Here is a 24,338-nt window from a genome sequence, read left to right as displayed (position 1 = left end):
CTATGGCGCTTTACGTACAAAAATTCGGCGGCACCTCGGTAGGCAGCGTCGAGCGAATCAAGGCGGTAGCCGAGAAGGTCAAGGGATTTCGTGATCAGGGCCACCAGATTGTGGTGGTGGTGTCAGCCATGAGCGGTGAAACCAATCGTTTGATCGAAATGGCTTCACAGATCAATGAAGAACCCACGCCGCGCGAAATGGACATGCTGGTGTCCACCGGTGAGCAGGTGACGATTTCGCTGCTGGCCATGGCCCTGCACCAGCTGGGCGTCAAGGCAACGTCCTATACCGGTGCCCAGATTGGCATTCGCACGGACAGTGCTCATACCCGTGCTCGTATTCAGCAGATCGAGACCGACGAGCTGCGTGCTGACCTTGATGAGGGAAAGGTCGTGGTCGTGGCAGGCTTTCAGGGCGTCGACAGCGAAGGCAACATCACAACGCTGGGTCGCGGCGGCTCCGATACGACCGGGGTGGCACTGGCTGCCGCCCTCAAGGCCGATGAGTGCCAGATCTATACCGATGTCGATGGCGTCTATACCACTGATCCACGCGTCTGCGCCAAGGCACGTCGACTGGAAAGCATTACGGTCGAGGAAATGCTGGAGATGGCCAGTCTCGGCTCCAAGGTGCTTCAGATCCGTGCCGTCGAATTTGCCGGCAAGTACAACGTCCCGCTGCGCGTTTTGTCCTCCTTCGAGGATGGCCCGGGAACCCTGATTACTGCAGATGAAGAGATTTCCAACATGGAAGAGCCACTGATCTCGGGTATCGCCTTCAATAACAATGAAGCCAAGCTGACCGTTTTGAGTACGCCCGACGTGCCCGGCGTTGCCTCGCGCATTCTGGGGCCGATTTCGGATGCCAATATTGAAGTCGACATGATTGTGCAAAATGTCGCCCCCACGGGTGGTTACACCGATTTCACCTTTACGGTGGCGAAAAATGACTTTCGTCAGACACAGCGCATCCTGCAGGAGCAGGTCATTCCGTCTCTGGGCGGGGGCGAGGTGCGCGGAGATGACAAGATCGCCAAGGTGTCGCTGGTCGGGGTAGGGATGCGCTCACATGCAGGCGTTGCCAGCCGGATGTTTCGAGTGCTGGCCGATGAAGGTATCAACATTCGCATGGTGTCGACCTCAGAGATCAAGATCTCTGTCGTTATTGATGAGAAGTTTCTCGAACTTGCCGTGCGCTCGCTGCATACCGCTTTTGGTCTTGATAAGGCCGATGTGAGCGAAGAACACTAAAAAACACGGTAATACCACGTCATATGCTGGTGCTTGTGAGGCTTTCTGCCACACTGAACCAGTGATCGTGTACCGGTGATGAGAAGCGGTCGGGATAACACAGGTTGGATCGTGGTTCGGCTTGTCGCATAATGCCCCGCTTAAATCAGTCCGGTGCACGATCTATATGCATATATGTATAGGGAAGCAGCAATGAAAAGGAGGTCGCAATGCTCATCCTGACTCGCCGCGTGGGTGAGACACTCATGGTTGGCGATGAAATTACCGTGACCGTGCTCGGCGTCAAGGGCAATCAGGTCCGTCTGGGGGTTAACGCGCCCAAGAATGTTTCCGTGCATCGCGAAGAGATTTATCAGCGCATCCAGCTGGAAAAGAGTGATATTGACAGCGAGAACGATCCTGTCTGAAAAGCGCGCGCCTTCGCTACCATCCAGCCAAATATATTGAATCGAAAGAATTTTTGACTTGAGGCTGGACAGGTAAGCGCAAACCGGGTAATATGCGCGCCGTACCGATCGAGGAGAGATGGCCGAGTGGCTGAAGGCGCTCCCCTGCTAAGGGAGTATAGGGTTTATAGCCCTATCGAGGGTTCGAATCCCTCTCTCTCCGCCATCATCGGTATTGAATGTCGAAAGGCCCGCCCTGACCGGCGAACGTGACATTCAAACTGCTGTACTTTTGTTGCGCCCGTAGCTCAGCTGGATAGAGTACCTGACTACGAATCAGGGGGTCGGAGGTTCGAATCCTCCCGGGCGCGCCATCAGCACACAAAATTGGAAATTGTTTTATCTGCGCCCGTAGCTCAGCTGGATAGAGTACCTGACTACGAATCAGGGGGTCGGAGGTTCGAATCCTCCCGGGCGCGCCAGATTTCAGAGCCCCGTCCTTCTCGGACGGGGCTTTCTGCGTTTTAACGCTATATTTCCCGCGCCGTTGTCATCGGCGCCAGGGCACGTCTTTTTTTCGGTTCAGCTGCTCAGGATGAGAAGGACGCCTCGGCTTCCGAAGGCGATACCTCTTTCTGCAGGGCCGTCATGAACTCATCAAGCGCCGTAATCCGGCGAAGCCTTTGAAAATGCACGCCTGCTTCCGGGTCGTGCTGGCGCATGATGTTGAGCCACTGCTTTAAAAGCGACACCACGACCTTCGAGGGCAGGGCCGGGTCAATGCGCTTCACGTAGGCGGCCAGCAGGGCGCTGCGGTCCTGCCAGCGCGTGTCCGGCAGACGCTCGCCGGTGAGCTGCCAGTGACGAATGCGTTTTGCCAGCCATGGATCCGCCAGTGCCGCCCGTCCCAGCATGACGTCCTGACAGCCGCTCACCTCGCGGGCCTGCCAGTACGCCTCCAGTGTCCAGATATCGCCATTGACCACGACCGGCACGCCGGCCTGCTCGCGAATGCGGCTGACCCATTCCCAGTGCGCCGGCGGACGATAGCCTTCGCGACGAGTGCGGGCATGCACCACCAGGCGCCTGGCGCCGCCATCTTCTGCCGCACGTGCGCATTCCAGGGCCAGAGTCTTGTCCTCGAACCCGAGACGCAGCTTGGCGGTCACCGGGACATCGGTGCCTTCAAGGGCGCCATAAACGCCCTGTACGGCTCGATAAACACGCTCTGGCGTGCGCAACAGGGCTGCGCCTCCGTCATGACGGTTGACCGTCTTTGCCGGACAGCCAAAGTTCATGTCGATGACCGGTGCCCCCAGTGCCGCGGCCACCCGGGCATTCTCGCCGAGCTTGTCAGGCTGAGCGCCCAGCAGCTGCAGATAGACCGGCGTGCCGCTGGGTGTACGGCTGTTGCGATCCAGCTCGGGGCAGATGCGTTGAAAGACCCGCGGTGGCAGCCGGGCATCCGTCACGCGTACGAATTCGGTCACGCTCCAGTCGAATCCCCCCAGCTCGGTCAGCAGCTCACGGGTCAGGGCATCGATCACGCCCTCCATGGGCGCAAGACCGATCAGGCCGGCCCGGGGTGAGGCGTCGGCCGTGGAAACACAAAAGGGCGTGGCTGGCATGGCTGAGGGTCCGCGATAGTCGTGACTGGCGCCGCCATCATAGGCATGTTGATCACAATGACAAGCGGCGCGCACGTTTTCACCGGTGGCAGACGCCGCCGGTGGTCACGAGAGAACAACAGGTGGTTGGCCGCTACACGTTCAGAGCACCGCAATGGCCGAGTCGGTACGCGGCTCGGTGCCCCCGCATAAAATGCCGGTGGCCGAGTCGCGCAGGATAATCTGGCCGCGGCCGAAGCCGGTCAGGTCAAACGCGTAGTCGATCTCGTGGCCGCGACGGCTCATCTCGCGCAGCAGGTGGGTGGGGTAACCGTGCTCCACGCTGATTCGGCGCCCGCCGGTCCACTGCCAGCGCGGGGCATCCAGCGCCGCCTGCGGGTTGAGGCCGAAGTCGAGCAGGTTCATGACCACCTGCATGTGCCCCTGGGGCTGCATGAAGCCGCCCATCACACCGAAGGGGCCAAGCGCCCGGCCGTTTTGAGTCAAAAAGCCGGGAATGATGGTATGAAAGGTCTTCTTGGACGGCGCCACCACATTGACGTGATCGGCTTCAAGGCTGAAACCGTGACCGCGGTTGTGCAGGGCGATGCCGGTCTCCGGCACCACGACGCCCGAGCCGAAGTTGTGATAGTTGCTCTGAATGAACGAGACCATGTTGCCCTCACCATCGGCGGTGGCCAGATAGACCGTGCCGCCGGCATGCGGCGCACCGGGGGCCGGCGTCATGGCGGTCTCGGTGATCTCGTTACGGCGGCCGGTGGCATAGCGCTCGCTGAGCAGGTCCTCGATGCGGGTGGTCATGTGTTTGGCATGGGTCACGAAGGCATGGCCGTCGGCATAGGCCAGCTTGATGGCCTCACACTGGCGGTGCAGCACGGTAATGTCATCGCGGGCATGCAGGTCATCAAAGCCGTTCATGATGTTGAGACCCATCAGCGCCACAATGCCCTGACCGTTGGGTGGAATCTCCCATACCTCCACGCCACGATAGTTCACGCTGATGGGGTCGACCCACTCGACCTGATGCGCTGCCAGATCCGAGGCGTGCAGATAGCCGCCCGTGGCGCGTGAAAAGGCATCGATCTTCTCGGCCAGCTCGCCGCGATAGAAGCTCTCACAGCGACTTTGTGCCAGCGATTCAAGCGTCGCGGCGTGACGTTCACTTTTGAACAACTCACCGGGCTGTGGGGCATGCCCTTCGGGGGTGAACAGTGAAAACCATTCCTGCGTGGCAGGGTCGGTGAACGTCGGTCGAAAGCGCCTTTCGGCGCGCTGCCACTGCTCACTGATCGCCGGTGACACCGGAAAGCCTTCGCGGGCCAGTTGAATGGCCGGTGCCAGCAGCGCGTCAAAGGGCAACCTGCCAAAGCGCTCGGACAGCGCCGCCCAGGCCGAAGGGGTGCCGGGGACCGTGACCGGCGTCCAGCCATAAAGCGGCATCTGTTCATGGCCAGTCTTGATCACGGCCTCGCGGGTCAGCGCCTTCGGAGAGACGCCGCTGGCATTCAGGCCATGCAGCTGGCCGCTTCCATCCTCATCCTGCATCCATACCAGAGCGAAGGCATCGCCGCCAATACCATTGCCGGTCGGCTCGACCACGGTCAGCGCGGCGGCCGTGGCAATGGCAGCGTCGACGGCATTACCACCGGCGGCCAGAATGTCGCGCCCGACCTGAGCGGCCTGGGGCTGCGAGGCCGCGACCATGCCGTGGCGGGCATAGGTCGCACTGCGACAGGAAGGATAGGGATTATGGTGTGAAAAGACGTGATGCATGAGGCCTCTTTTGCCAGCCACGCTGATGGCGCAATTGTTATTGGTTAAATGTCGGCGGCGCGGCCATCAGGCCGGGGTTCCCGGGCGCTCATCGTGACAGATCAGTCGGCCCTTGAGGCGCGAATTGAGCCCCTCGAGATCGGGGGTCTGATCCATTGGCCAGGCAAGGGTGATCATGACGCCATCGGCGTCGTGCAGTGCCTGATCGACAGGGGCGTCATTGAGCTCGGCCCAGCGGCGCAGCTCGTGTTCCAGTGCAAAATCCGTGGTCAGCCACAGCGGGCGGCGCGTGACATATTCACGGGTGGGCAGGCTTTCAAGCGCCTGAAGCAGTGCTTTCGAGTAGGCGCGTACCAGTCCGCCGGTGCCCAGTTTGGTGCCGCCAAAATAGCGGATGATGACGCTGGCCGTCTGCCCCAGGCCGCTGCCTTCCAGCGCCTGATACATGGGACGTCCGGCCGTGCCGCCGGGCTCGCCATCATCGGAAAAACCGATGGCGTTTTGCTCCCCCGGCGGGCCGGCGATAAAGGCCGAGCAGTGATGTGAAGCGTCCGGATGATCAATACGTGCCTGGTCGATCAACTGCTGGGCCTGTTCCGGCGTGGTCACATGAGCAACGCGTGCGATGAAGCGGCTTTTTTGTACCTCAAGGCTCTTTTCAAGCCAGGGCGCATTGTCGAGACAGGGAATGGGGTAGCGCATGTCAGGCGGCATTGGCCGGGCGGCGGGCCACACCCATCACCAGCCCCAGCACCTGAATGTCGTCGTTTTTTAGATAGATCGGCGGCATGGTGGTGTTGGCCGGCTGCAGGCGTACACCTGACTTGTCGATGTAGACCTTTTTAAGGGTGACTTCCTGATTGTTGATCAGCACCACGGCCGTCTCGCCATTTTCGGCGGATTCGAGCTTTTCGATAATGATGATGTCGCCGTCATGGATGTTGCAGTCGATCATCGAGTCGCCACGTACCCGCAGGGCATAGGTATTACGTCGCACCATGCGCGAGGGAATGCGCACCGTTTCATTGTCGGCACAGACTTCCATCGGCATGCCAGCCGAGACGGTGCCCAGCAGCGGGACATCCACCAGCTCGTTGGCATCGATCTCTTCCCAGGCATCCTCGACCAGCGGAATGTTGGGCATACGGTGCAAAAAGCGTGGCTCGGTATGGGCTGACATAAGGCAACTCCCTTAAGGGACATCCAATGGGCTGACACATGACCGGCGACACATGATGCGTCGTCGCAAGGGGCGCGTGACACGAACATCACCCTGGCGGGCAGGTATGCAAACAGTGTCACGGGCAACCTTTCAAAGGTAACCGAAACCATACGGTGACGGTAGTCATTGACATGGAGAAAGCCTGCCAATCGTAGTAGAGTGGCGCGCTTTGCCGCGGCGCTGTCCGGCGCCTGCGACCCCGATGTGTCGCCGCCTGGCACCCGCCGATTGACCTGTTCCCGGAGCTATCCACTGGAATGCGCCTGACATCGATCAAACTGGTCGGCTTCAAATCCTTTGTCGACCCGGTGACAGTCCCCTTTGATACCGACATGACCGCTATTGTCGGCCCCAACGGCTGTGGCAAGTCCAATGTCATCGATGCCGTGCGCTGGGTGATGGGCGAGTCCTCGGCCAAGTACCTGCGTGGCGAGTCGATGGCGGATGTCATCTTCAATGGCTCGACCGGGCGCAAGCCGGTCGGGCAGGCCTCGATCGAGCTGATTTTTGATAATCGCGAAGGCAAGCTGGGCGGCGCCTGGGCGCAGTACGCCGAGATTGCCGTACGCCGGCTGGTCACCCGTGACGGGCAGTCCCAGTATTTCTTCAATGGCCAGAAATGCCGCCGTCGCGACATCGCCGATCTCTTTCTGGGGACCGGGCTGGGCCCACGTTCCTACGCCATCATCGGTCAGGGCATGATCTCCCGACTGGTTGAGGCGCGCCCCGAAGAGCTGCGTGCGACACTTGAAGAGGCGGCCGGCATTTCCCGCTACAAGGAGCGTCGCCGCGAAACCGAAAATCGCATGCGCCGCACCACCGAAAATCTTGAGCGCCTGGATGACCTTCGCGAAGAACTCGACAAGCAGCTCGAACGCCTCAAGCGACAGGCTGAGGCCGCCAAACGCTACCGTGAGCTGAAAGGGCGCGAGCATCGTCTCAAGGGCGAGCTGGCCCTCATTCGTGCCCGCGCTCTTCGTGATCAGCAGCAAACGCGCGACACCCGGGTTCGCGAGCTGGAAAACAGCGTCGAGCGTAACGTGCTGGGCATGCGCGAAAGCGAAAATCGTCTCGAGCAGTCCCGCAGTCAACACGATGATCTGGCCCAGACACTGGATACACGCCAGCGCGCCTTTTATGACACCGGTGCCGCCATCGCTCGAATGGAGCAGCAGCTTGAAAGTGCCCGGGCGCGCGAGCAGCAAAGCGAGGCCGACATTGCCGCCATTGATCGGGATCTGACCGATCTTGCTCGTCTGGCCGGTGAAGATGACGTGCGCTATCAGGACATCACCTCACGCCTGACGGCACTGACACCTGAACTCGATGCTGCGCGCGAGGCTTTCGAGATGGTCGAGGCCGGGCTTGAAGATGCCTCTGAACGCGAGCAGGCCGCGCTCGAGGCCTGGGAGGCCTTCAGCGAACAGCATCAAAACGCCACGCGTAGCGCCGAACGTGCCCAGAGCGAGGTGCGACGCCTTGAAGCCGTCATCAATGAACTCAACACGCGTATCGCCCAGCGCCAGAAACAGCGTGACGAGCTGCCCGAACAGAACGCGCTGGTAGAAGAGCGCGAGATGGTTGCCGAACGGCTTGCCGAGCTTGATCTCGAAATCGACAGTGATGAGTCGCGAAGGCTTGAATTGAAACAGGCGCTCGAGAATGTGGAAGCCCGGCTTCAGACGCTGGCCACCGCACGGGATGAGCACCAGAGCCGACGCAGTGCGCTTCAGGGCGAGCGCGCATCGCTTGAAGCCCTGATTCGGGCCGCACTGGACAGCGGCGATGAGGCGCTTGATGCCCATCTGAGTGCCCACGATCTGGCCGACGCCCCACAGCTTGCCGAACGGCTTGACGTCAAGACCGGCTGGGAGGCCGCTGTCGATGTGGTGCTTGGTCCCTGGCTGGCGGCGCGGGTGGTCGATGGTGAGCACGCTCAGGCAGTGTTGCAGGCGTTGCCGGGCGGAGCGCTGACCCTGCTCGATGAAAATGCGCCGGCAGCAGTGGCGCCTGAAGGCTCGCTGGCCGCCAGGGTGGCCGGTGCCGAGCCATTGAGTGCGCTGCTGGCGCGAGTCACCACGGCCGAGGATGATGCCGGTGCCTGGCGTGAGCGTGAACATCTGGCGGCCGGCGAGAGCGTGATTGCACCGTCCGGGCTCTGGCTGGGCCGTCACTGGGCGCACCTTCAGAGCGGCGATGAAAAGACCGGCAGTGTCGTGGCCAATCGTCAGCGCCGTGATCGCATTGATCTGGAGCTTGCCGAGCTTGAGCAGATAATGGCCGAGCGCGAGGCACAGATCGAACAGCTGCGCGGCCAGCGCACCCAGGACGGCGAGGCGCTGGAAACCCTCTACGCGCATCAGCGTCAGCAGCAGCAGGGGCGTCAGACGCTGGCGCTGGAAGCCTCAAAACTGGGGACCAGGCTTGAACACCTGAGAAGCCGTGACAGCGAGCTGGAAGAAGAGCTTGCGCTCATGCGTGAACAGCTCGAGGAGCATCGGTTGAACCATGAGCAGGCGCGCGAGCAGTGGGATCAGGCGCTTGAGACCGTGGAAGACAACGATGCCCAGCGTCAGCAGCTTGAGCGAGCGCGCCGTGACACCCGAGAGGCGCGCGAGGCCGTCAATGCACGCCTGGCGCCGGCACGAGAGGCCATCAATACGCTGGAGCTTGAACGTCAGCGTCTGAGTACCGAGCTTCAGGGCATCGAAGGCCAGCGTGCCCGCGCCGGTGATCAGCGCACGCGCCTTGAAGAGAAGCGCGAGATGCTGCGCGAGCAGCGTGAAGAAGCGTTTGAGCCGCTGGAGATGCTGCGCGAATCCCTTGATGAGGCGCTCCATCAGCGCACCCGCGAGGAACAGCTGCTTAACGAATGTCGCGATGAAGCCAGCGCCATTGGCAATGCCATGCGAGAGCTGGAACAAAAGCGTCAGGGGCATGAACGCGAGCTTGAAACCCTGCGTGAGCAACTTGAAGCCGAGCGCATGGACGTTCAGGCCCTGCGGCTCAAGGCAGAGGCTCAGGAGCAGCAGGTCGTGGAGCTTGGCCACGACAGCGCCACTCTGGCAGAAGGGCTGGCCGCCGGGGCCTCCGAGCAGGTCTGGCAGGAGGAGCTGGAATCGGTCAGCGACAAGATTCGCCGGCTCGGGGCCATCAACCTGGCCGCCATCGAAGAGTATGAGCAGCAGCTTGAGCGTCGCGACTATCTGCAGGGGCAGCATGCCGAGCTGACCGAGGCGCTCGATACCCTGACTCAGGCGATCAAAAAGATCGATCAGGAAACACGGACACGCTTTAAAAAGGTCTTTGAAGAGGTCAACGAGCGTCTGGGCGAGCTGTTCCCGCGTGTGTTTGGCGGCGGCGCGGCCTGGCTGACGCTGACCGGTGATGATCTGCTGGAAACCGGGGTGGCCATCATGGCAACGCCGCCGGGGAAGAAAAACAGCACCATTCATCTGCTCTCCGGGGGAGAAAAGACGCTCACGGCGCTGTCTCTGGTATTTGCGATCTTCCAGCTCAATCCGGCACCCTTTTGTATGCTCGATGAGGTGGATGCCCCGCTGGACGACGCCAACGTGGGGCGTTATGCGAAACTGGTTCGCGAGATGTCGCAAAACGTGCAGTTTATCTACATTACACACAACAAGATTGCCATGGAGGCAGCAGACCGCCTGATGGGTGTCACCATGCAGGAGCCGGGCGTGTCTCGCCTGGTGTCGGTGGGCGTGGAGGAAGCCGCCGAGCTTGTAGAAGCATGACGTCACGGGTCAACGCTGGCGGGATCCTGAATGCCGGATCCTGGCGGCGGGAAGTCTCGCAGGGATATAATCGAAGGGCGATTGCGTAATATGGGTTATTGACGTCATATTGCTGTCATCGGACGACAGCTTTCACGCCGACAGAGGCATGTTCAGGGCTGTGAAAGACACTCGTCCATTTATTCGAAAGGCGATCGCGCCATGCCCGGGTTTGGCATGGTGCCAACAACAGGCATGATTACATGGAATTGAGAGAGTGGCTCATTATCCTGGGGCTGGTTCTCGTCGCCATTATTCTGGTGGACGGTGTACGGCGCCTGCAGCGGCAACGACGTGGCCTGCGCATGGACCTTTCACGAGATATCGACACCAGTACACCGGCACGCGATCAGCAGGATGTCGAGCGTGAAGAGCGCATGAGCTGGGAGCTGCCCAACGGTGGCGCCCGCGTGATCTCCCCGGGAGAGCACGATGATCGTTTTGATGACCCTGACCCTGGGGCACGGGATCAGGATGTCGAACGCGACCGGGATCGCGATCCTGATCGTGGCCATCATGAAGACATTGATGATGAGGTCGATGACGAGCGCGACATGCCGGCCTCTCGCTCGCGTGAACGTCATGATCCGCGTGAGGTCGACGATCGGCTGGACCATGATCATGACGACGATATGATGGATGACCTGCCACCGCGTCGTCGTGACGAATTTTCTCGTCGGCTGAAATCGGTCTTTGCGTTTGGTGAAGGCCTGCGTGAATCGCGCAAGCATGCACGCGCCGCAGAGCCTGCTCGCGAAAAGGCACCTCGTGACACGCCATCCCGTGAAAAGGCGCCGGCGCGTCCGGTTGCTCGCGAGGAAGCGTTTGACGAGGATGATCCGCTGTTTGCACGACACGAGCGTCGTGATCCGCCACGCGATGATGTCGACTTCGATGAGATGGATATGGCGCCCGTTGATGAGGCGCCGTCGCCCGAGGAAATGCCGGCATCGCGTTCGCAGTTTGACAGCGCACGCTGGGCATCACGCCATCCGGTCCTGGAGCGTGCCGCGCGTGGCATGATCGAGGGAGAATCGGCGCGTACGGCCCTGAAAGACGCTGAAGAGATCGTGGTCATCAGCGTCATGTCCCGTGATGAGGACGGCTTTCATGGTCCCGACCTGCTTCAGCTGGTGCTGGCCTGCGGCCTGAGACTCGATGAGCGCGGTGTTTTCCATCGCTTTGAGACCGAGTCCAGCCAGAGCCCGCTGCAGTTTTCGATGGTCAACGTCGTCAAGCCCGGCACCTTCGATCTGGAGGTCATGGAAGAAGACGCCACGCCCGGGGTGACCTTTTTGATGCCGATGCCCAGCGCCGAATCCTCGCGCGAGGCGTTTGAAGCCATGTTTGAAACGGCCATGGTGCTGGTGCGTAACCTGGGCGGCGAGCTCAAGGATGAAAACCACAGCGTCATGACCGGGCAGACCGTCGAGTTTGCCCGTCAACGGGTGCATGAGTTCGAACGTCGCTGGCGGCTGCACCATCAGCCCCATTAGGGCGGCGAGCAATGCCGTACGTGTCATGGGGGCCTTCGGGCCCCCTGATCATTTCAGGGCCGTCTATCAGGGTCCTGTCGCTGCAGGCTGACCCATGTTGCGGCCACCGGTCACCGGTGGTCATGTCAAACGGAACAAATCACTGCCATGTGTGCAAAAAAAAGCGCTGACCCGGTTATTGATGAGATCAGAACACTTCGCGCGCAGCTCGAGCAGGCCAACTATCGCTATTATGTAGAGGATGCACCGAGCATCCCCGATGTCGATTATGATCACCTGCTGCGACGGCTTCAGGCGCTTGAAGCCGAGCATCCCGAGCAGGTAACGCCGGATTCTCCGACCCAGCGTGTGGGGGCGCCGCCAGCTGATGGGTTTCCCGAGGTGCAGCACGCCGTGGCCATGTTGTCGCTGGATAACGCCTTTGACGAGCAGGAAGTGCGTGCTTTTGCCCGCCGAGTGGCCGAGCGGCTTGAAACCGACGAGCAAACGATCCGGTTTTGCTGCGAACCCAAGCTGGATGGGCTGGCAGTGTCGCTGGTGTATGAAAACGGTCTGCTGGTACAGGGGGCGACCCGCGGCGACGGGCGTACCGGCGAGGGCATTACGGCCAACCTGCGCACGCTCAGATCCATTCCGCTCAGGCTTTTGGGCGACGACCTGCCAGCACTTCTTGAAGTACGCGGCGAGGTGTACATGAGCCACTCCGGCTTTAAGAAGCTCAACGACGACGCCAGAGCAAAAGACAGCAAGGTGTTTGCCAACCCGCGTAATGCCGCCGCCGGCAGCCTTCGTCAGCTCGACCCCGGGATTGCCGCCGCCCGGCCGCTGGAGTTTTGCGCCTATCAGGTGGCCCGTATTGATGAGGCGTGGCTCAAGCCCAGTCACTCGGCACTGATGCAGCAGCTTCGTGAGTTCGGATTTCGCGCCAGCCCCGAGATCAATGTGGTCACGGGCGCCGATGGGCTGATCGATTTCTGCGAGGGCATGGGCAAGCGCCGTGAGCAGCTCGATTACGACATCGACGGCGCCGTGCTCAAGGTCGATGATCTGCGCGCCCAGCGCGAGCTTGGTTTTGTGTCGCGCGCGCCGCGCTGGGCAATGGCATTCAAGTTCCCCGCCCAGGAGCAGACCACGGTGATTCGGGATGTCACCTTCCAGGTCGGGCGCACCGGGCGGCTGACGCCGGTGGCCCGCCTTGAGCCCGTACAGGTGGCAGGCGTGACGGTGTCGAACGCCACACTGCACAACATGGATGAGATCGAACGCCTTGATGCTCGCATCAATGACACCGTGATCATCCGTCGCGCCGGTGATGTCATTCCGCAGATTGTCAGTGTGGTCCTCGAGGCCCGCCCGGAGAATACGCAAGCCATCGAAATGCCCGAACAGTGCCCGGTCTGCGATTCAAAAGTGGAACGTCTGGGTGATGAGGTGGATGCCCGCTGCTCGGGTGGGCTGTTCTGTCCCGCCCAGCGCAAGGAGGCACTCAAGCACTTTGCCAGCCGCCGAGCGCTGGATATCGACGGGCTGGGCACCAAATTGATCGATGCGCTGGTCGAGCACGAATGGGTGACCACCCCGGCCGACCTGTTTCGTCTCGAGGCGGTGAAGCTTGCCGAGCTGCCGCGTATGGCGCAGAAATCGGCCGATAATCTGGTGGCCTCGCTTGAGCGCTCAAGGCATACCACGCTGGCGCGTTTTATCTATGCACTCGGGATCACGGAGGTCGGTGAGGCGACCGCCAATGCGCTGGTGCTGCACTTTGGCGAGCTGCAGCGGATCATGGACGCCTCGCGGGAAGCGCTGGAAGCTGTTGCCGATATCGGCCCGATCGTGGCCGGCCATATTCACAACTTTTTTGCCGAGGCGCATAACCGCGAAACGATTGAGGACCTGATGCGCGTCGGCATCGACTGGGAAGAAGTCGAGGTCGGTGAGCGCGAACAGCCGCTGGTCGGACAGACCTGGGTGCTCACCGGCACGCTCGAGACGCTGACGCGCGATGAGGCGAAAGCGCGGCTGGTGGCGCTGGGCGCGAAGGTCAGCGGCAGCGTTTCGAAAAAGACGCACGCCGTGGTCGCCGGTGAGGCAGCCGGCAGCAAGCTTGAAAAGGCCCGGCAGCTGGGCGTTGAGGTCATGAGTGAACAGGCCCTGCTGGCGCTTTTGAACCAGCTTGAAAGTGCCCCATCATCGGAGAACGCGTCATGAGCAGTGGAAGATTCGTGGAAGTCCCTTCGCGCATGCTGCCTGCGGACACGCTGAACCGGCTATTGGCCGAGTTCGTCACCCGGCAGGGCTATGACACGACCGATACCGGCGAGGGCGAGCGCGGCTGGATTGGCGAGGTCAGCGCTCAGCTCGAGCGCGGTGAGCTTTTGATCGTGCACGATCTGCAAACCGAGCTGACCGAGGTCATGACGCTGGATCAGTGGCGCGCCTTTGGCCGCCAGGTGGCCGATGATGAAGAGGAGGGCGACTGGTAGCGCTTCTGGCCGACAGCAATCAACGCATAAAAAAACGCCGCTCCTTCGGGAGCGGCGTTTTGTTGTCCGGCTGGCCCCGGGCACGGGGTGCCGTTGACGATCAGGCGAACAGCAGAGGCACCAGCACGCTTGAAAGCAGCAGGATCAGTGCGCCCCCCAGACGAGAAGAGATCTGGGCAAAGGGCATCAGCTGCATGCGGTTGGCTGCCGACAGCACCGCCACATCACCGGTGCCGCCCATATTGGCCATGCACAGCCCGGCCGTGATGGCGGATTCGATAGGATAAAAGCCCACCAGACGCCCGACCAGTCCGGCGCCGAAGGCGGCGCCTGCGACCACGGCCAGAACAATCAGGACGTAGGTGATGGAGATGGCGTCAATCACCTGTCCCAGATCGGTATAGGCAATGCCAATACCGAACAGCAGCGCGAAGGTCCAGTTCTTGGCCACAAAGCGAAACCACTGGGCTGCGGCATCGGTAACATTGTCGGGCAGCAGGCCGCTGATCTTGACCAGCGCAACCAGAATGATCATCAGGGCGTAGGGGTGCAGCGGAATCACGGTGCCCAGGATCTCACCGGTAATATAAAAGCTCAGGGCGACAATGATGCCAACGCCCAGCTTGCTGAGGTCAGGGGCGGTTTCATGATCGTTGATTTCAACACCCGGCATCATCTGACCGTTGCCGGTCAGCGACGGTACGCGCTTGCCCAGCCCGTTGAGCAGTCCGGCAATAATGATGGCAAAGACGTTGCCCAGCGCCAGCGCCGGCACCAGAATCGAGATGTAATAGCTGGCCGGCTGGCCCAGCAGCTGCTCATAGATCTGGCTCAGCGGTACGGCGCCTGCACCCATGCCACCGCCCATGATGGGCAGGGTGATGACGACCACGGCGTCCTGGGGCGAAAAGCCCAGCAGCAGCCCTGCGCCCATCGCAAACAGTGCCGCAAACAGCACCGAGCACAATAGCGGCAGGGCAAAGCGGGTACCGACCTTGACCAGCACCTTCGAGTCCATGCCCAGAATGCTGCCGGTGATCAGGGCCGCGATATAGAAGTTAAGAAAGCCGCCGCCTTTCATGAAGTCAGTGACATTGTCGCTGACGCTTTCCGGCAGCCATTGCAGATAGACCAGCGCCGCCGCGCCAAAGATGGCCAGGATGGCGCCCCCGCCCAGATAGCTTTTAACGATAGGCAGGCGGTCGCCGACAAATCCCAGCAGCTCCCCCAGAACCATCATCGCCGCGAGGGCGCCGATCATGCCGGTCGGAAGGGCATCCAGCATCATGGCGGCGATCAGTACGACCAGAACAACGGCGAAAAGGGGGAGGGAAAGTCCAAAAATGCGCCAGGAGGCAACGGACGTCGTGGCGGGGGTGTGGGCTGCCCTCGCAGTGTCAGACTGTGACATGGCAATGACCTGTTGTGTGTCGATCAAAAACGGATGGGAGAACGGGTATGCTGTGCCAGGGCAGCATCGCGATGAATTAAACGGACCCCTGACAGGCTGACGCGAGGATTACGGACACGCCGCCCATGACCAAGCTTTATGAATTAAAAAAATATTTTTGAAACTAATGAAAACGTTGTGCCGTGTTCGGTCACAAGCCGATACCTTATGAAATAACACCAAGGTTTATTCTTCTTTGGTCGCATGCCTCGGGCAGCGAAGGCGACGAGACATGGCCGGGTTCTGGCACAATGGCCCAAACGCCATCTACCGGTCCCTGCAGTGACCCATGACAGGACATGCCCCCGAACGTGAATGAATACCCCTGGCCGCGTAAATCACCGGTCCGCCTGAATACCCTGGCGGCCCTGCTGGCCTTTATCACCATCATGGCGTCACTGGTCGTGGCCTATGGCGTCTTCAGCGATCAGCTCTGGCGTGGCATTACGCGTGTCCAGCAGGACCGGGTGGTCAATGTGGCCACCACCCTGTCCCGCAGCCGCGAAGTGATCGAGGCATTGACCAGCGATGCTCCCCCTTCGTCAAATTCCGACATCGAGCAACGCATGGAAGCGCTGCGGGAACTGCTCAACGTCAATTTCATTGTCATTGTCGACCCGCAGAGCATTCGACTGACCCATCCCAACCGGCAGTGGATCGGCCATCATTTTCGCGGCGGCGATGAGGGACCTGCGCTGCAGGGCAAGCGCTACGCTTCAACTGCCATCGGCACACTGGGCACCAGCATTCGTGGTTTTGCCCCTGTACACAACGATGCCGGTGATATCATCGGTGCGGTGTCCGTTGGGGTAACGCTCTCTCATCTGGCGCCATTGCGGGCGGCCTCCCACAAGCGGCTCCTGTTTCTCTTTCTGGCCATTCTCGTCATCGGGGGGCTGGGCTCGGCGTGGCTGGCACGCACCATTCGTCGGCGTTTGATGGGCATGGAGCCTGACGATATTGCCCGACTGGTGGCCGAGCGACGCGTCACGCTGGACGCCATCCACGAAGGGGTGATCGCCGTGGATGCCAACGCGCATGTCACGCTGATCAATCCTGCGGCGCGTTCACTGCTGGGAGATATCAGCGTCCACAACATCAGAGTGGGCGAGAAGCTCGAGGTGCTGCTGCCCGCTAGTCATCAGGCGCATCAGGTGCTCAGTGACCGGGCAATGATCAATCGCCGCATGCAGCTGGGAGGGCAGTCCTTTCTGGGCAACTACCAGCCGATGCAGGCGGACGGGCGTCTGGTTGGCGCGGTCATGACCTTTCGTGACAGTCACGAGATGCAGGCGCTGGCCGAGGAGCTGACTGGCGTAAAACGCTATGCCGAAGCCCTGCGGGCCACCACGCACGAGTTCAAGAACAAGCTGCATGTCATTCTGGGGCTGGCTCAGCTCGAGGACCTGCCGGCGCTGAGGCAGTATCTGCAGGAACTGGTCGACTACCGCCACGCGGTTTCGGAATCCATCGTTGAACGCGTGCGTGAACCGGTGCTGGCGGGCTTTCTGATCGGCAAGCAGAGCGAGGCCCGGGAAAAGGGCATTACCTTGAGCGTTGAGGCTGAAACGCCCATTCCTCCGGCCAGTGATGGTGCCACGGTGCATGCGCTGGTCAGCATCATCGGCAATCTTCTGGAGAACGCGTTCGAGGCCCTCGATACCAGTGATGACCCCAGAGTGGCCATCCATATGGCGCTGGAGTCACGCACGCTGTCGCTGCAGATTCAGGACAACGGTGCCGGCATTGCGCTGGCACGCCAGACGCACATCTTCGAGCACGGCGTTTCCAGCAAGGGAGAGCGCCGGGGCCTTGGACTCTTTCTGGTCCGCGAACAGGTCGACGCCGTGGAGGGCAGCCTGTCGCTTTATTCATCGCCCGGGCAGGGCACGCTGATCGAGGTCAGCTATCCCTATCGCCCTGCCAACGGTGCTTCGTCTGCAGATGCAGCGAGCAGGCAGACACGTCAATGACCCAACACGCCGGCAGGGCCTGCGTATTCATCAGGTGCAAGAGCAACCACGCATGAGAGTACTGATCGTAGAAGATGACCCGATGGTCATGAAGCTCAATGTCGACTACCTCACCAGGGTCGGCGACATGGAGCTGGTGGGACGCTGCACCGACGTCACCACAGCACTGGTGGTGCTGGAACGCGAGACCATCGATGTGGTGCTGCTGGATGTCTATCTGGGCAAGCGCAGCGGCCTCGAAGTCGCCGGCTGGCTGCGCGAGCGTAATATCGACACTGATATCATCCTGATTACGGCCGCCTCGGAAACCGAGACCGTGCGCGAAGCACGCCGGCTGGGGGTCAACGACTTTCTGATCAAGCCCTTTGAGTTCAAACGCTTTCGCGAGGCGCTCGAGGCCTGCCGGCAGCGCCGCGACGCGCTCGACATCCTGAGTGATCAGGTGGATCAGCAGACGCTGGATACCCTGTTTCGCGCCGACAGTAATGCTCCCCGGCGCCTTAACGGCCTGCCCAAGGGGTTGACCGCCCACAGTCTGGCGCAGGTCTGTGAGGCCATTCTGGCACTGTCTCAGGACGAGTTTTCCACCGAAGGGCTGGCCGAGGTGGCCGGCATGTCCCGGGTGTCGATACGCAAATACCTTAAATATCTGGCCAACCTGGGGTTGCTCACCGAATCCTTCGCCTACGGTCAGGTCGGGCGGCCCTCGTTCTCCTACCGCTGTCTGGATCGCGAGGCGCTCGAGCGCATCGTCAACTAACGCCCCGCTCTGGCATGGTGTGCTGCACGCTTGCAAGGCGTCGTCACGACGTTTCACGGCGAATGATGGCGCGAATCAGGCGGCGCCCGGGGTTGAGGTGATCCACCAGCGGCCCGGGCAGCGGCAGCGGCTCTTCGCAAATGCGCGAGGCCAGAAGCTCGGCAATGAGCGGCGCGCTGACCAGCCCGCGTGAGCCATGGGCGAGCGTCACCCATAGCCCCGACTGGTAGTACCCGAGCGTGTCCGGCACGCGCGTGGCATCAAACCCCAGACAGGCATAGGCCGTCTCCCAGTGTTCGCTCTGCGGCAGACCGCCGGCGTAGGGGGACTTGTCGGGGCTGGCACATCGAAGCCCGCTGCGCGAGGGCAGTGCAGGGGTATTCCGTAACGCCCGGGCAAGCTCGGGCAGGGTGTGATCAAGCTCGCCGAGGTTAAAGGCATCGTCTTCGTCGCGCAGTGACAGGTCCCGGTCATTGGGGGAAAACGATGCCCCCAGACTCTGCACCCCTTCCCGGGCCGGTGGAGCATAGCCGCCGGCGCAGACAACACAGTGCGGCGACAGGGCCTGGCCCTGTTCATCGAGTTGATAGTGACTGACCTGACCGCGGACGGCCTGCAGCGGCAGAAAGGACGCCGCCGGTAGTGTGTTGGCGCCGTCGGCACAGGCCAGCACCACGTGGTCGGCACGCAGGTGCGTCCCATCGCTGAGCGTCAAATCATGCCCCGCATCCGTTGAGGTCAGCGCCTCAAGTGCTGCCTGGTGCCAGGTAATCCCGTCAGTCTCGGCCAGTTGGGCACAGAGACGGTCCGGGCGCACCCAGCCGGCGCCGGCGTAATACAGGCCGTGACGCACGTTCTCGGCCAGCGGCTGGCCGGCCAGCCGCTCGGCTTCGTCGCGTGAGACGCCGCGCACCACGCTCTCGGGCCATTGCCAGTGACCAAGACAGCGCTGCTGGCGCTCGGCCTCGCGCTCGCTGGTGGCCAGTTGCAGCACGCCAGTCGGGTGCCACAGCAAACGTTGCGGATCGATCCGGGTTAAAAAGCGCTGCGTGTATTGAAGCGCGGCGAGATAGAACCGGCTTTGATCGTTGACCTCGACCGCCGGGCGAATATAGAGCGCGCCCTGACGATTGCCCGAAGCGCCGCTGCCGGGTGGGTTCGGGTCGATCAGGGTCACGCGCCGCCCGCGTTGGGCCAGCGCGTGGGCCGTGCTGGTACCGGCAATGCCGGCACCGATCACGGCAATATGATCATCCTGTTCGGCCGGTCGCGGTGCGGCATCGATCACCCAGGGAGTCAGGCGTCGTCGCGCCTGCTGGCGGGCATGCAGGGGTGGCGAGGTCGGCATGTGGCCGCTGAGCATCTCGCGCTTGCGGCCAAAGCCCGGCACCTTCTGGATCTCGAAGCCGGCCTGACGCAGCCCCCGCTTGACCACGCCGGCACAGGTGAAGGTCGCCAGCGTCGTTCCTTCGCGGCTGGTCCCGGCCAGAGCCGCAAACAGGGCCTCCGACCACATGGCGGGGTTTTTGGACGGCGCAAAGCCATCCAGAAACCAGGCATCCACCCGGCCTTCCAGTTGTTCGAGGCTTTCGGCCGCATCCCCGAAGTGAAGATCCAGCGTCACGCGTGCGTGCAGGGTGAGGCGGTGAACACCGCGCAGGGCTGGCGGCCACTGCGCGATCAGGGTGCTGACCAGATCGGCGAAATCCTCATGATGGCCCAGCGCGCGGGCCAGGTCCTCAGCCGTGAACGGATGCTGTTCGGTGGAGATCACATGCAGGCGGGCGCTGTCCGGCGCCTGCGCCAGAAAGGCGTGGGCGGCGCACAGAACGTTGAGACCGCTGCCAAAGCCGGTCTCGCCAATGACAAAGGGGCGGGCATGAGGCCAGTCCTGCCAGCGCGCGGCCAGATGGTTGCCGTTTAAAAAGACATGTTCGGTTTCGCGTCGACCGTCTTCACGCGAGAAGTAGACGTCGCCGTAGTCAACGGCTTCAGGCGCATTGTCGTCGCGCCAGTGAAGCTGTGCCGGCTGAAGGGCGAACGGTGCCGGGGAATGAGTAGAGGGCAAGGGACAATACCGGGGAAAGATCAGGGGTGATCAAAAAGTGAACGATTTCTGGCAGGCCTGCCACCATCACGCTTTGCGCAATGTGTTCGCGGGGATCGCACAATGTTGTCACAGGCTTATCCACGCGGAGTGTGCATAACAGAAAACCTGTGGATAAGCGTGTGCGAGCCCCGCAAATACGGACCCTTTAAAAATCAGGGCAGCACTTTTTTGAACGGACGGACGCTAACCTGTGCATAAACACCGGCGCCGACGTAGGGATCATCATTGGCCCAGGCGCGAGCCTGCTCGAGGGAATCAAACTCGGCCACGATCAGGCTGCCGCTGAAGCCGGCATTGCCCGGGTCGGAGCCGTCCACGGCCGGAAACGGGCCGGCCAGCACCAGACGACCCTCATCACGCAGGGCCTCCAGACGCGCCAGGTGCTCGGGGCGCACGCTCTGCCGCGCTGCAAGGCTTTCATCCACATCTTCTCCGATAATGGCGTAAAGCATGCTTACTTCTCCTTTGTGTCGGTGCTGGTGTCCCTGATCGCCTCATCCTCACCGGGCATGTGGCGGGCCAGATAAACGCCCTGGATGAGAATGAACAGGATCGTCAGGCCCATCATGCCAAAGAGCTTGAAGTTGACCCAGACTTCCTCGCTGAAATGCATGAACACCGCGATGTTGATCGCGCCCATGGCCAGAAAGAAGACCACCCAGGCCAGGTTCAGACGCATCCAGACCGGGGCCGGCAGGGTCATGTTCTTTTCCATCATTCGCTGAATCAGCGATTTGCCCCCAAACAGCGGTGACAGCAGAAAGGCCACGGCAAAGAGCCAGTTGACCACGGTCGGCTTCCACTTGATGAAGTCGCCATCTCCCAGAATGACGGTAGCGCCGCCCAGCAGCACGACCAGCGCCAGGGTAACCAGATGCATCTTTTCGACCTTGCGCCAGCGCCACCAGGTAAAAAGGACCTGGGCGATGGTGGCCGGAATCAGTACGGCCGTGGCCAGCACGATATCCTTGGTCATCTGATAGACCAGAACGAAGATGGCGATCGGCAGAAAGTCGATCAGCATTTTCATACACAACACTCCTGAAAAGGGCCAGCGGGCAGGGCTTTGGGGTAAAAACGGGCATTCATTGATTCTTTGGGGCACGCAGCGCAACATGCCCGCATTCACGGACGTCACGCGCTATAAGCCGGCGACGCCGTTATACCATGCAGACTTCGCTGCCACTGATTTTGCTGCTACCGAGAGGCCAATGAACGCGCAGGATACCATCTCGTCATCGTCTGACCCCGGATCGTCATCTCCTGGCGCCAAACCGTCATCCTTTGACCCTGGCATGACGCTCGAGCAGGCCGGCCATATCGACCTTCACATGCACTCCACGGCCTCCGACGGCAGACTCTCGCCGCAGGCACTAATGACCCTGTGTCATCAGCGTGGCCTGTCGTGCGCGGCGCTGACCGATCACGATACCATCGATGGCGTCGAGGCGGCAGCACACGAGGCCCGGGCGCTGGGCATGACGCTGGTGCCCGGCGTGGAGCTGTCCACCCGCTGGCAGGGCGTGGGTATTCACGTGGTCGCGCTGTGGCATGGCCCGGCCCGGGCACCCATGATGGCACTGCTTGAACGTCTGGCTCAGGCCCGTCATGACCGCGCACTGGAAATCGCCGCCCGGCTTGAGAAGGTTGGCCTGGAAAACGCCCTGGCGCGCGCGCGCGAACAGAACCCGGACGCCCGGCTGCTGGGGCGACCCGACTTTGCCCGGGCGCTGGTCGAGGCAGGACTTGTGCCGGACATGATGCGGGCCTTCAAGCGCTATCTGGGCGCGGGAAAGACTGGCGATGTGAAGGTGCACTGGCCCACACTGGAAGAAACGCTTGAAGGCATTCGCCAGGCCGGTGCTGTGGCGGTGGTGGCCCATCCGCTGCGCTACGGGCTGACCCGGCGGCGGCTGGGACTCTTGCTGGATGAGTTCACCGAACTCGGCGGCGAGGGTGCCGAGCTGATCAGCGGCTATCAAAATGATGACCGCAGCCGTGACCTTGCCTCGCTTCTGGTCAAGCGAGGGCTTTATGCCTCGCTGGGCAGTGACTTTCACTATCAGGGCGGGGCGCTGGCTCCGGGCACCCTGAGTACCGTGCCTCGCAGTCAGCTGGTGCCCATCTGGCAGCATCCGCGGCTGATACCCGCCTTTAAAAGGCCGTAAGCGCCATTTTTGCCAGACCCAGGAGAGATATCCATGAGCCAGTTCTTTACCCTGCATCCGGAAACCCCGCAAAAGCGCCTTTTAACCCAGACGCGCGAGATTCTTGAAAAGGGTGGGGTGATCGCCTATCCGACCGATTCCGGCTATGCGCTGGGCTGTCTGCCGGGCAACAAAAAGGGTGTGGAGCGGATCAAGCGGCTGCGTGGGCTTGATGACAAGCACAACTTCACGTTGATGTTTCCCGATCTCAACGAGATCGGCACCTACGCCCGCATGGACAGCCCGATTTTTCGCGTGCTCAAGGCCTACACCCCGGGGGCCTATACCTTCATTCTTGATGCGACCAATGAGGTCCCGCGGCTGTTGCTGCATCCCAAGCGTCGTACCATCGGAATTCGCGTGCCCGATCACCGGATCACCCGGGACATTCTGGAAACCGCCGGCGCGCCCTTGATGAGCGTGACCTTTATCGCTCAGGGTGAGACGCAGCCCATGACGGATGCCGAAGAGATTCGTGACCGCTTTGGCTCGCAGCTTGATGCCATCATTGATGGGGGCGCCTGTTCGATGGAGCCGACCACGGTACTGGACATGCGCACCCTGCCGCCCGAGGTGCTGCGTCAGGGGCGAGGCGATACCAGCGCCTTTTCCTGACGCCTTGTTTTGAGGCCATCGCTGACCACAAAGGAGCTGCAGGCCTGCCTGCAGCTCCTTTGATGACGGCAAGGCAACTTTTATCGCTGGTCCGGAGGAAGGTCATTCGAATCCGGGCTGCCGCGTTTATCCGAATCATCGTTTTCATTCGGGGGGGGGGGCATGTCCATCCGGACCGTCGCTGCCATCGTGGGAGGGAGTAGTGCCGTCGCGCTCCTGCTCCAGTCGTTTCGTTTCCTCATCAAGGGCTTCGCGCTCTTTTTTTAGCGTTTCGATTTCCTCGTCGATCTCCTTTCGCCTGGGATCATCGTCCTCTTCGTTGAGCCAGTTGCCGCAAAGGCGGCAGTATTTGGCATCGCGCTCATGACCTTCGTGACCACAGCCCGGGCAGGCCTCGTCGGAGTAGTGATTGCGTTGAATCGAGCGCATGACTTCGGCCGAGAACACGCCGGTGGGCACGGCCAGAATCGAATAGCCCAGAATCATCATCATTGCCGAGATGAACTGCCCCAGCGGTGTGATAGGGGAAATGTCGCCATAGCCCACGGTAGTCAGGGTGACCACGGCCCAGTAGATGGATTTGGGAATGCTGGTAAACCCGGCCTCGACCGGCTCGATCAGATAGACCAGTGCCCCAAAGACGATGACCAGCGACATGACGGTCATCAAAAACATTAAAATTTTCTGCCGGCTGCGCTCCAGCGCCTCAAGCAGCAGATGCCCCTCGCCGACAAACTCCATCAGGCGCAGTACTCGGAAAAGCCGCATGACGCGCAACACCCGGATGACCAGCATTGCCTGAGACCCCGGGATCAAAAGGCTCAGCCATGAGGGCAGGATGCTGAGCAGATCAATGATGCCGTAGGCGCTGCGGGCGTAACGCCAGGGACGATTCAGGCAGTAAAGGCGCAGCAGGTACTCGACCGTAAAAATGCCTGTAAAGGTCCATTCGGCGATCAAAAAGGCCTCACCGTAGCGCGCTTTCAGGCTGACGACGCTGTCGAGCAAAATGATGATGACGCTTGTCACGATCATGATGATCAGGGCGATATCGAAGCCCTTGGCGGCCGGCGTATCCGATTCAAAAATGATCTGAAAAATACGCTCGCGAAGCGTCATCTGCTTTTTGTGGGGTTCACTGCTCACCGGCGCTCCGAAGTTTTTGTTGGGTCAGTCGCGTGTGTGCCC

19 protein-coding genes and 3 tRNA genes are annotated in these 24,338 nt (G+C 61.3%); 13 read left to right on the top strand and 9 right to left on the bottom strand.

Annotated elements, in window-relative coordinates:
- Window positions 1–2: 2 nt before the first annotated feature.
- The 5 genes from KSP9073_RS09140 (at window position 3) to KSP9073_RS09120 (ending at window position 2,118) form a co-directional block, all read left to right on the top strand.
- Window positions 3–1,250: an aspartate kinase gene (locus tag KSP9073_RS09140; RefSeq protein WP_108842640.1), complete on the top strand. Its 1,248-nt coding sequence runs from the start codon at window positions 3–5 to the stop codon at window positions 1,248–1,250.
- A gap of 209 nt (window positions 1,251–1,459) precedes the next feature.
- On the top strand, window positions 1,460–1,657 hold the full coding sequence (csrA, locus tag KSP9073_RS09135; protein ID WP_108842639.1) for a carbon storage regulator CsrA: 198 nt from the start codon (window positions 1,460–1,462) through the stop codon (window positions 1,655–1,657).
- Window positions 1,658–1,769: 112 nt separating this feature from the next.
- Window positions 1,770–1,862 (top strand) — tRNA-Ser (locus KSP9073_RS09130).
- Between the two features lie 71 nt (window positions 1,863–1,933).
- A tRNA-Arg gene (locus tag KSP9073_RS09125) sits at window positions 1,934–2,010 on the top strand.
- A gap of 31 nt (window positions 2,011–2,041) precedes the next feature.
- Window positions 2,042–2,118: transfer RNA gene (locus tag KSP9073_RS09120), tRNA-Arg, on the top strand.
- A gap of 108 nt (window positions 2,119–2,226) precedes the next feature.
- Here the strand turns inward: KSP9073_RS09120 and KSP9073_RS09115 are convergent.
- The 4 genes from KSP9073_RS09115 to KSP9073_RS09100 all read right to left on the bottom strand — a co-directional run bounded on the left by KSP9073_RS09115 (window position 2,227) and on the right by KSP9073_RS09100 (window position 6,217).
- Window positions 2,227–3,192 carry a tRNA dihydrouridine synthase gene (locus KSP9073_RS09115; protein WP_108842821.1) on the bottom strand — a complete coding sequence of 322 codons (966 nt, stop codon included), beginning with the start codon at window positions 3,190–3,192 and terminating at the stop codon, window positions 2,227–2,229.
- A gap of 213 nt (window positions 3,193–3,405) precedes the next feature.
- Window positions 3,406–5,037, bottom strand: a complete 1,632-nt coding sequence (locus KSP9073_RS09110) for a gamma-glutamyltransferase family protein (protein ID WP_108842638.1) — start codon at window positions 5,035–5,037, stop codon at window positions 3,406–3,408.
- A gap of 66 nt (window positions 5,038–5,103) precedes the next feature.
- Complete coding sequence (locus KSP9073_RS09105; protein ID WP_108842637.1) at window positions 5,104–5,739, bottom strand: IMPACT family protein; 636 nt, start codon at window positions 5,737–5,739, stop codon at window positions 5,104–5,106.
- Between the two features lies 1 nt (window position 5,740).
- Window positions 5,741–6,217 (bottom strand): LexA family protein, encoded by a 477-nt coding sequence (locus KSP9073_RS09100; protein WP_108842636.1) that lies wholly within the window; start codon window positions 6,215–6,217, stop codon window positions 5,741–5,743.
- 299 nt (window positions 6,218–6,516) lie between these two features.
- Between KSP9073_RS09100 and smc the strand changes: the two genes are divergently transcribed.
- From smc to KSP9073_RS09080, 4 genes are all read left to right on the top strand, one after another.
- On the top strand, window positions 6,517–10,017 hold the full coding sequence (smc, locus tag KSP9073_RS09095; RefSeq protein WP_108842635.1) for a chromosome segregation protein SMC: 3,501 nt from the start codon (window positions 6,517–6,519) through the stop codon (window positions 10,015–10,017).
- A gap of 242 nt (window positions 10,018–10,259) precedes the next feature.
- The gene (locus tag KSP9073_RS09090) at window positions 10,260–11,552 is read left to right on the top strand and encodes a cell division protein ZipA (protein WP_108842634.1); all 1,293 of its coding nucleotides are present in this window, start codon (window positions 10,260–10,262) and stop codon (window positions 11,550–11,552) included.
- Window positions 11,553–11,699: 147 nt separating this feature from the next.
- Entirely contained in the window at window positions 11,700–13,760 is a 2,061-nt protein-coding gene (gene ligA, locus KSP9073_RS09085; protein ID WP_108842633.1) for an NAD-dependent DNA ligase LigA, read from the top strand.
- Window positions 13,757–14,035: a YheU family protein gene (locus KSP9073_RS09080; protein WP_108842632.1), complete on the top strand. Its 279-nt coding sequence runs from the start codon at window positions 13,757–13,759 to the stop codon at window positions 14,033–14,035. Before ligA ends, KSP9073_RS09080 begins: the two co-directional genes overlap by 4 nt.
- A 100-nt stretch (window positions 14,036–14,135) precedes the next feature.
- Here KSP9073_RS09080 and KSP9073_RS09075 read toward each other — a convergent pair whose 3' ends face one another.
- A complete protein-coding gene (locus tag KSP9073_RS09075) occupies window positions 14,136–15,446 on the bottom strand; it encodes a 2-hydroxycarboxylate transporter family protein (RefSeq protein ID WP_108842820.1) in 1,311 nt (436 codons plus the stop codon).
- Window positions 15,447–15,784: 338 nt separating this feature from the next.
- Here KSP9073_RS09075 and KSP9073_RS09070 point away from each other — a divergent pair, with 338 nt between their 5' ends.
- Together KSP9073_RS09070 and KSP9073_RS09065 are read left to right on the top strand one after the other, a co-directional pair.
- A complete protein-coding gene (locus KSP9073_RS09070; RefSeq protein WP_108842631.1) occupies window positions 15,785–17,458 on the top strand; it encodes an ATP-binding protein in 1,674 nt (557 codons plus the stop codon).
- A 52-nt stretch (window positions 17,459–17,510) separates the two neighbouring features.
- Window positions 17,511–18,218, top strand: coding sequence for a response regulator (locus KSP9073_RS09065; protein ID WP_108842630.1), 708 nt, complete (start codon window positions 17,511–17,513; stop codon window positions 18,216–18,218).
- A gap of 43 nt (window positions 18,219–18,261) precedes the next feature.
- On the opposite strand, the gene mnmC is transcribed toward KSP9073_RS09065, so the two are convergent.
- The 3 genes from mnmC to KSP9073_RS09050 all read right to left on the bottom strand — a co-directional run bounded on the left by mnmC (window position 18,262) and on the right by KSP9073_RS09050 (window position 21,358).
- On the bottom strand, window positions 18,262–20,286 hold the full coding sequence (mnmC, locus tag KSP9073_RS09060; RefSeq protein WP_108842629.1) for a bifunctional tRNA (5-methylaminomethyl-2-thiouridine)(34)-methyltransferase MnmC2/FAD-dependent 5-carboxymethylaminomethyl-2-thiouridine(34) oxidoreductase MnmC1: 2,025 nt from the start codon (window positions 20,284–20,286) through the stop codon (window positions 18,262–18,264).
- A gap of 194 nt (window positions 20,287–20,480) precedes the next feature.
- Window positions 20,481–20,780, bottom strand: coding sequence for a YciI family protein (locus KSP9073_RS09055; RefSeq protein ID WP_108842628.1), 300 nt, complete (start codon window positions 20,778–20,780; stop codon window positions 20,481–20,483).
- Between the two features lie 2 nt (window positions 20,781–20,782).
- The gene (locus tag KSP9073_RS09050) at window positions 20,783–21,358 is read right to left on the bottom strand and encodes a septation protein A (protein WP_108842627.1); all 576 of its coding nucleotides are present in this window, start codon (window positions 21,356–21,358) and stop codon (window positions 20,783–20,785) included.
- 181 nt (window positions 21,359–21,539) lie between these two features.
- On the opposite strand from KSP9073_RS09050, the gene KSP9073_RS09045 reads away from it, so the two are divergent.
- The gene (locus KSP9073_RS09045) at window positions 21,540–22,496 is read left to right on the top strand and encodes a PHP domain-containing protein (RefSeq protein WP_341476557.1); all 957 of its coding nucleotides are present in this window, start codon (window positions 21,540–21,542) and stop codon (window positions 22,494–22,496) included.
- A gap of 33 nt (window positions 22,497–22,529) precedes the next feature.
- On the top strand, window positions 22,530–23,150 hold the full coding sequence (locus KSP9073_RS09040) for an L-threonylcarbamoyladenylate synthase (protein ID WP_108842625.1): 621 nt from the start codon (window positions 22,530–22,532) through the stop codon (window positions 23,148–23,150).
- 144 nt (window positions 23,151–23,294) lie between these two features.
- Here KSP9073_RS09040 and KSP9073_RS09035 read toward each other — a convergent pair whose 3' ends face one another.
- Window positions 23,295–24,296 carry an ion transporter gene (locus tag KSP9073_RS09035; protein ID WP_341476556.1) on the bottom strand — a complete coding sequence of 334 codons (1,002 nt, stop codon included), beginning with the start codon at window positions 24,294–24,296 and terminating at the stop codon, window positions 23,295–23,297.
- Window positions 24,297–24,338 lie beyond the last annotated feature (42 nt).

Origin of the sequence: Kushneria phyllosphaerae (genome assembly GCF_900312995.1) — a bacterium.
Lineage (GTDB): Bacteria > Pseudomonadota > Gammaproteobacteria > Pseudomonadales > Halomonadaceae > Kushneria > Kushneria phyllosphaerae.
Note: the sequence above shows the minus strand (reverse complement) of the source record. Positions and strands in the feature narration are given on the sequence as shown.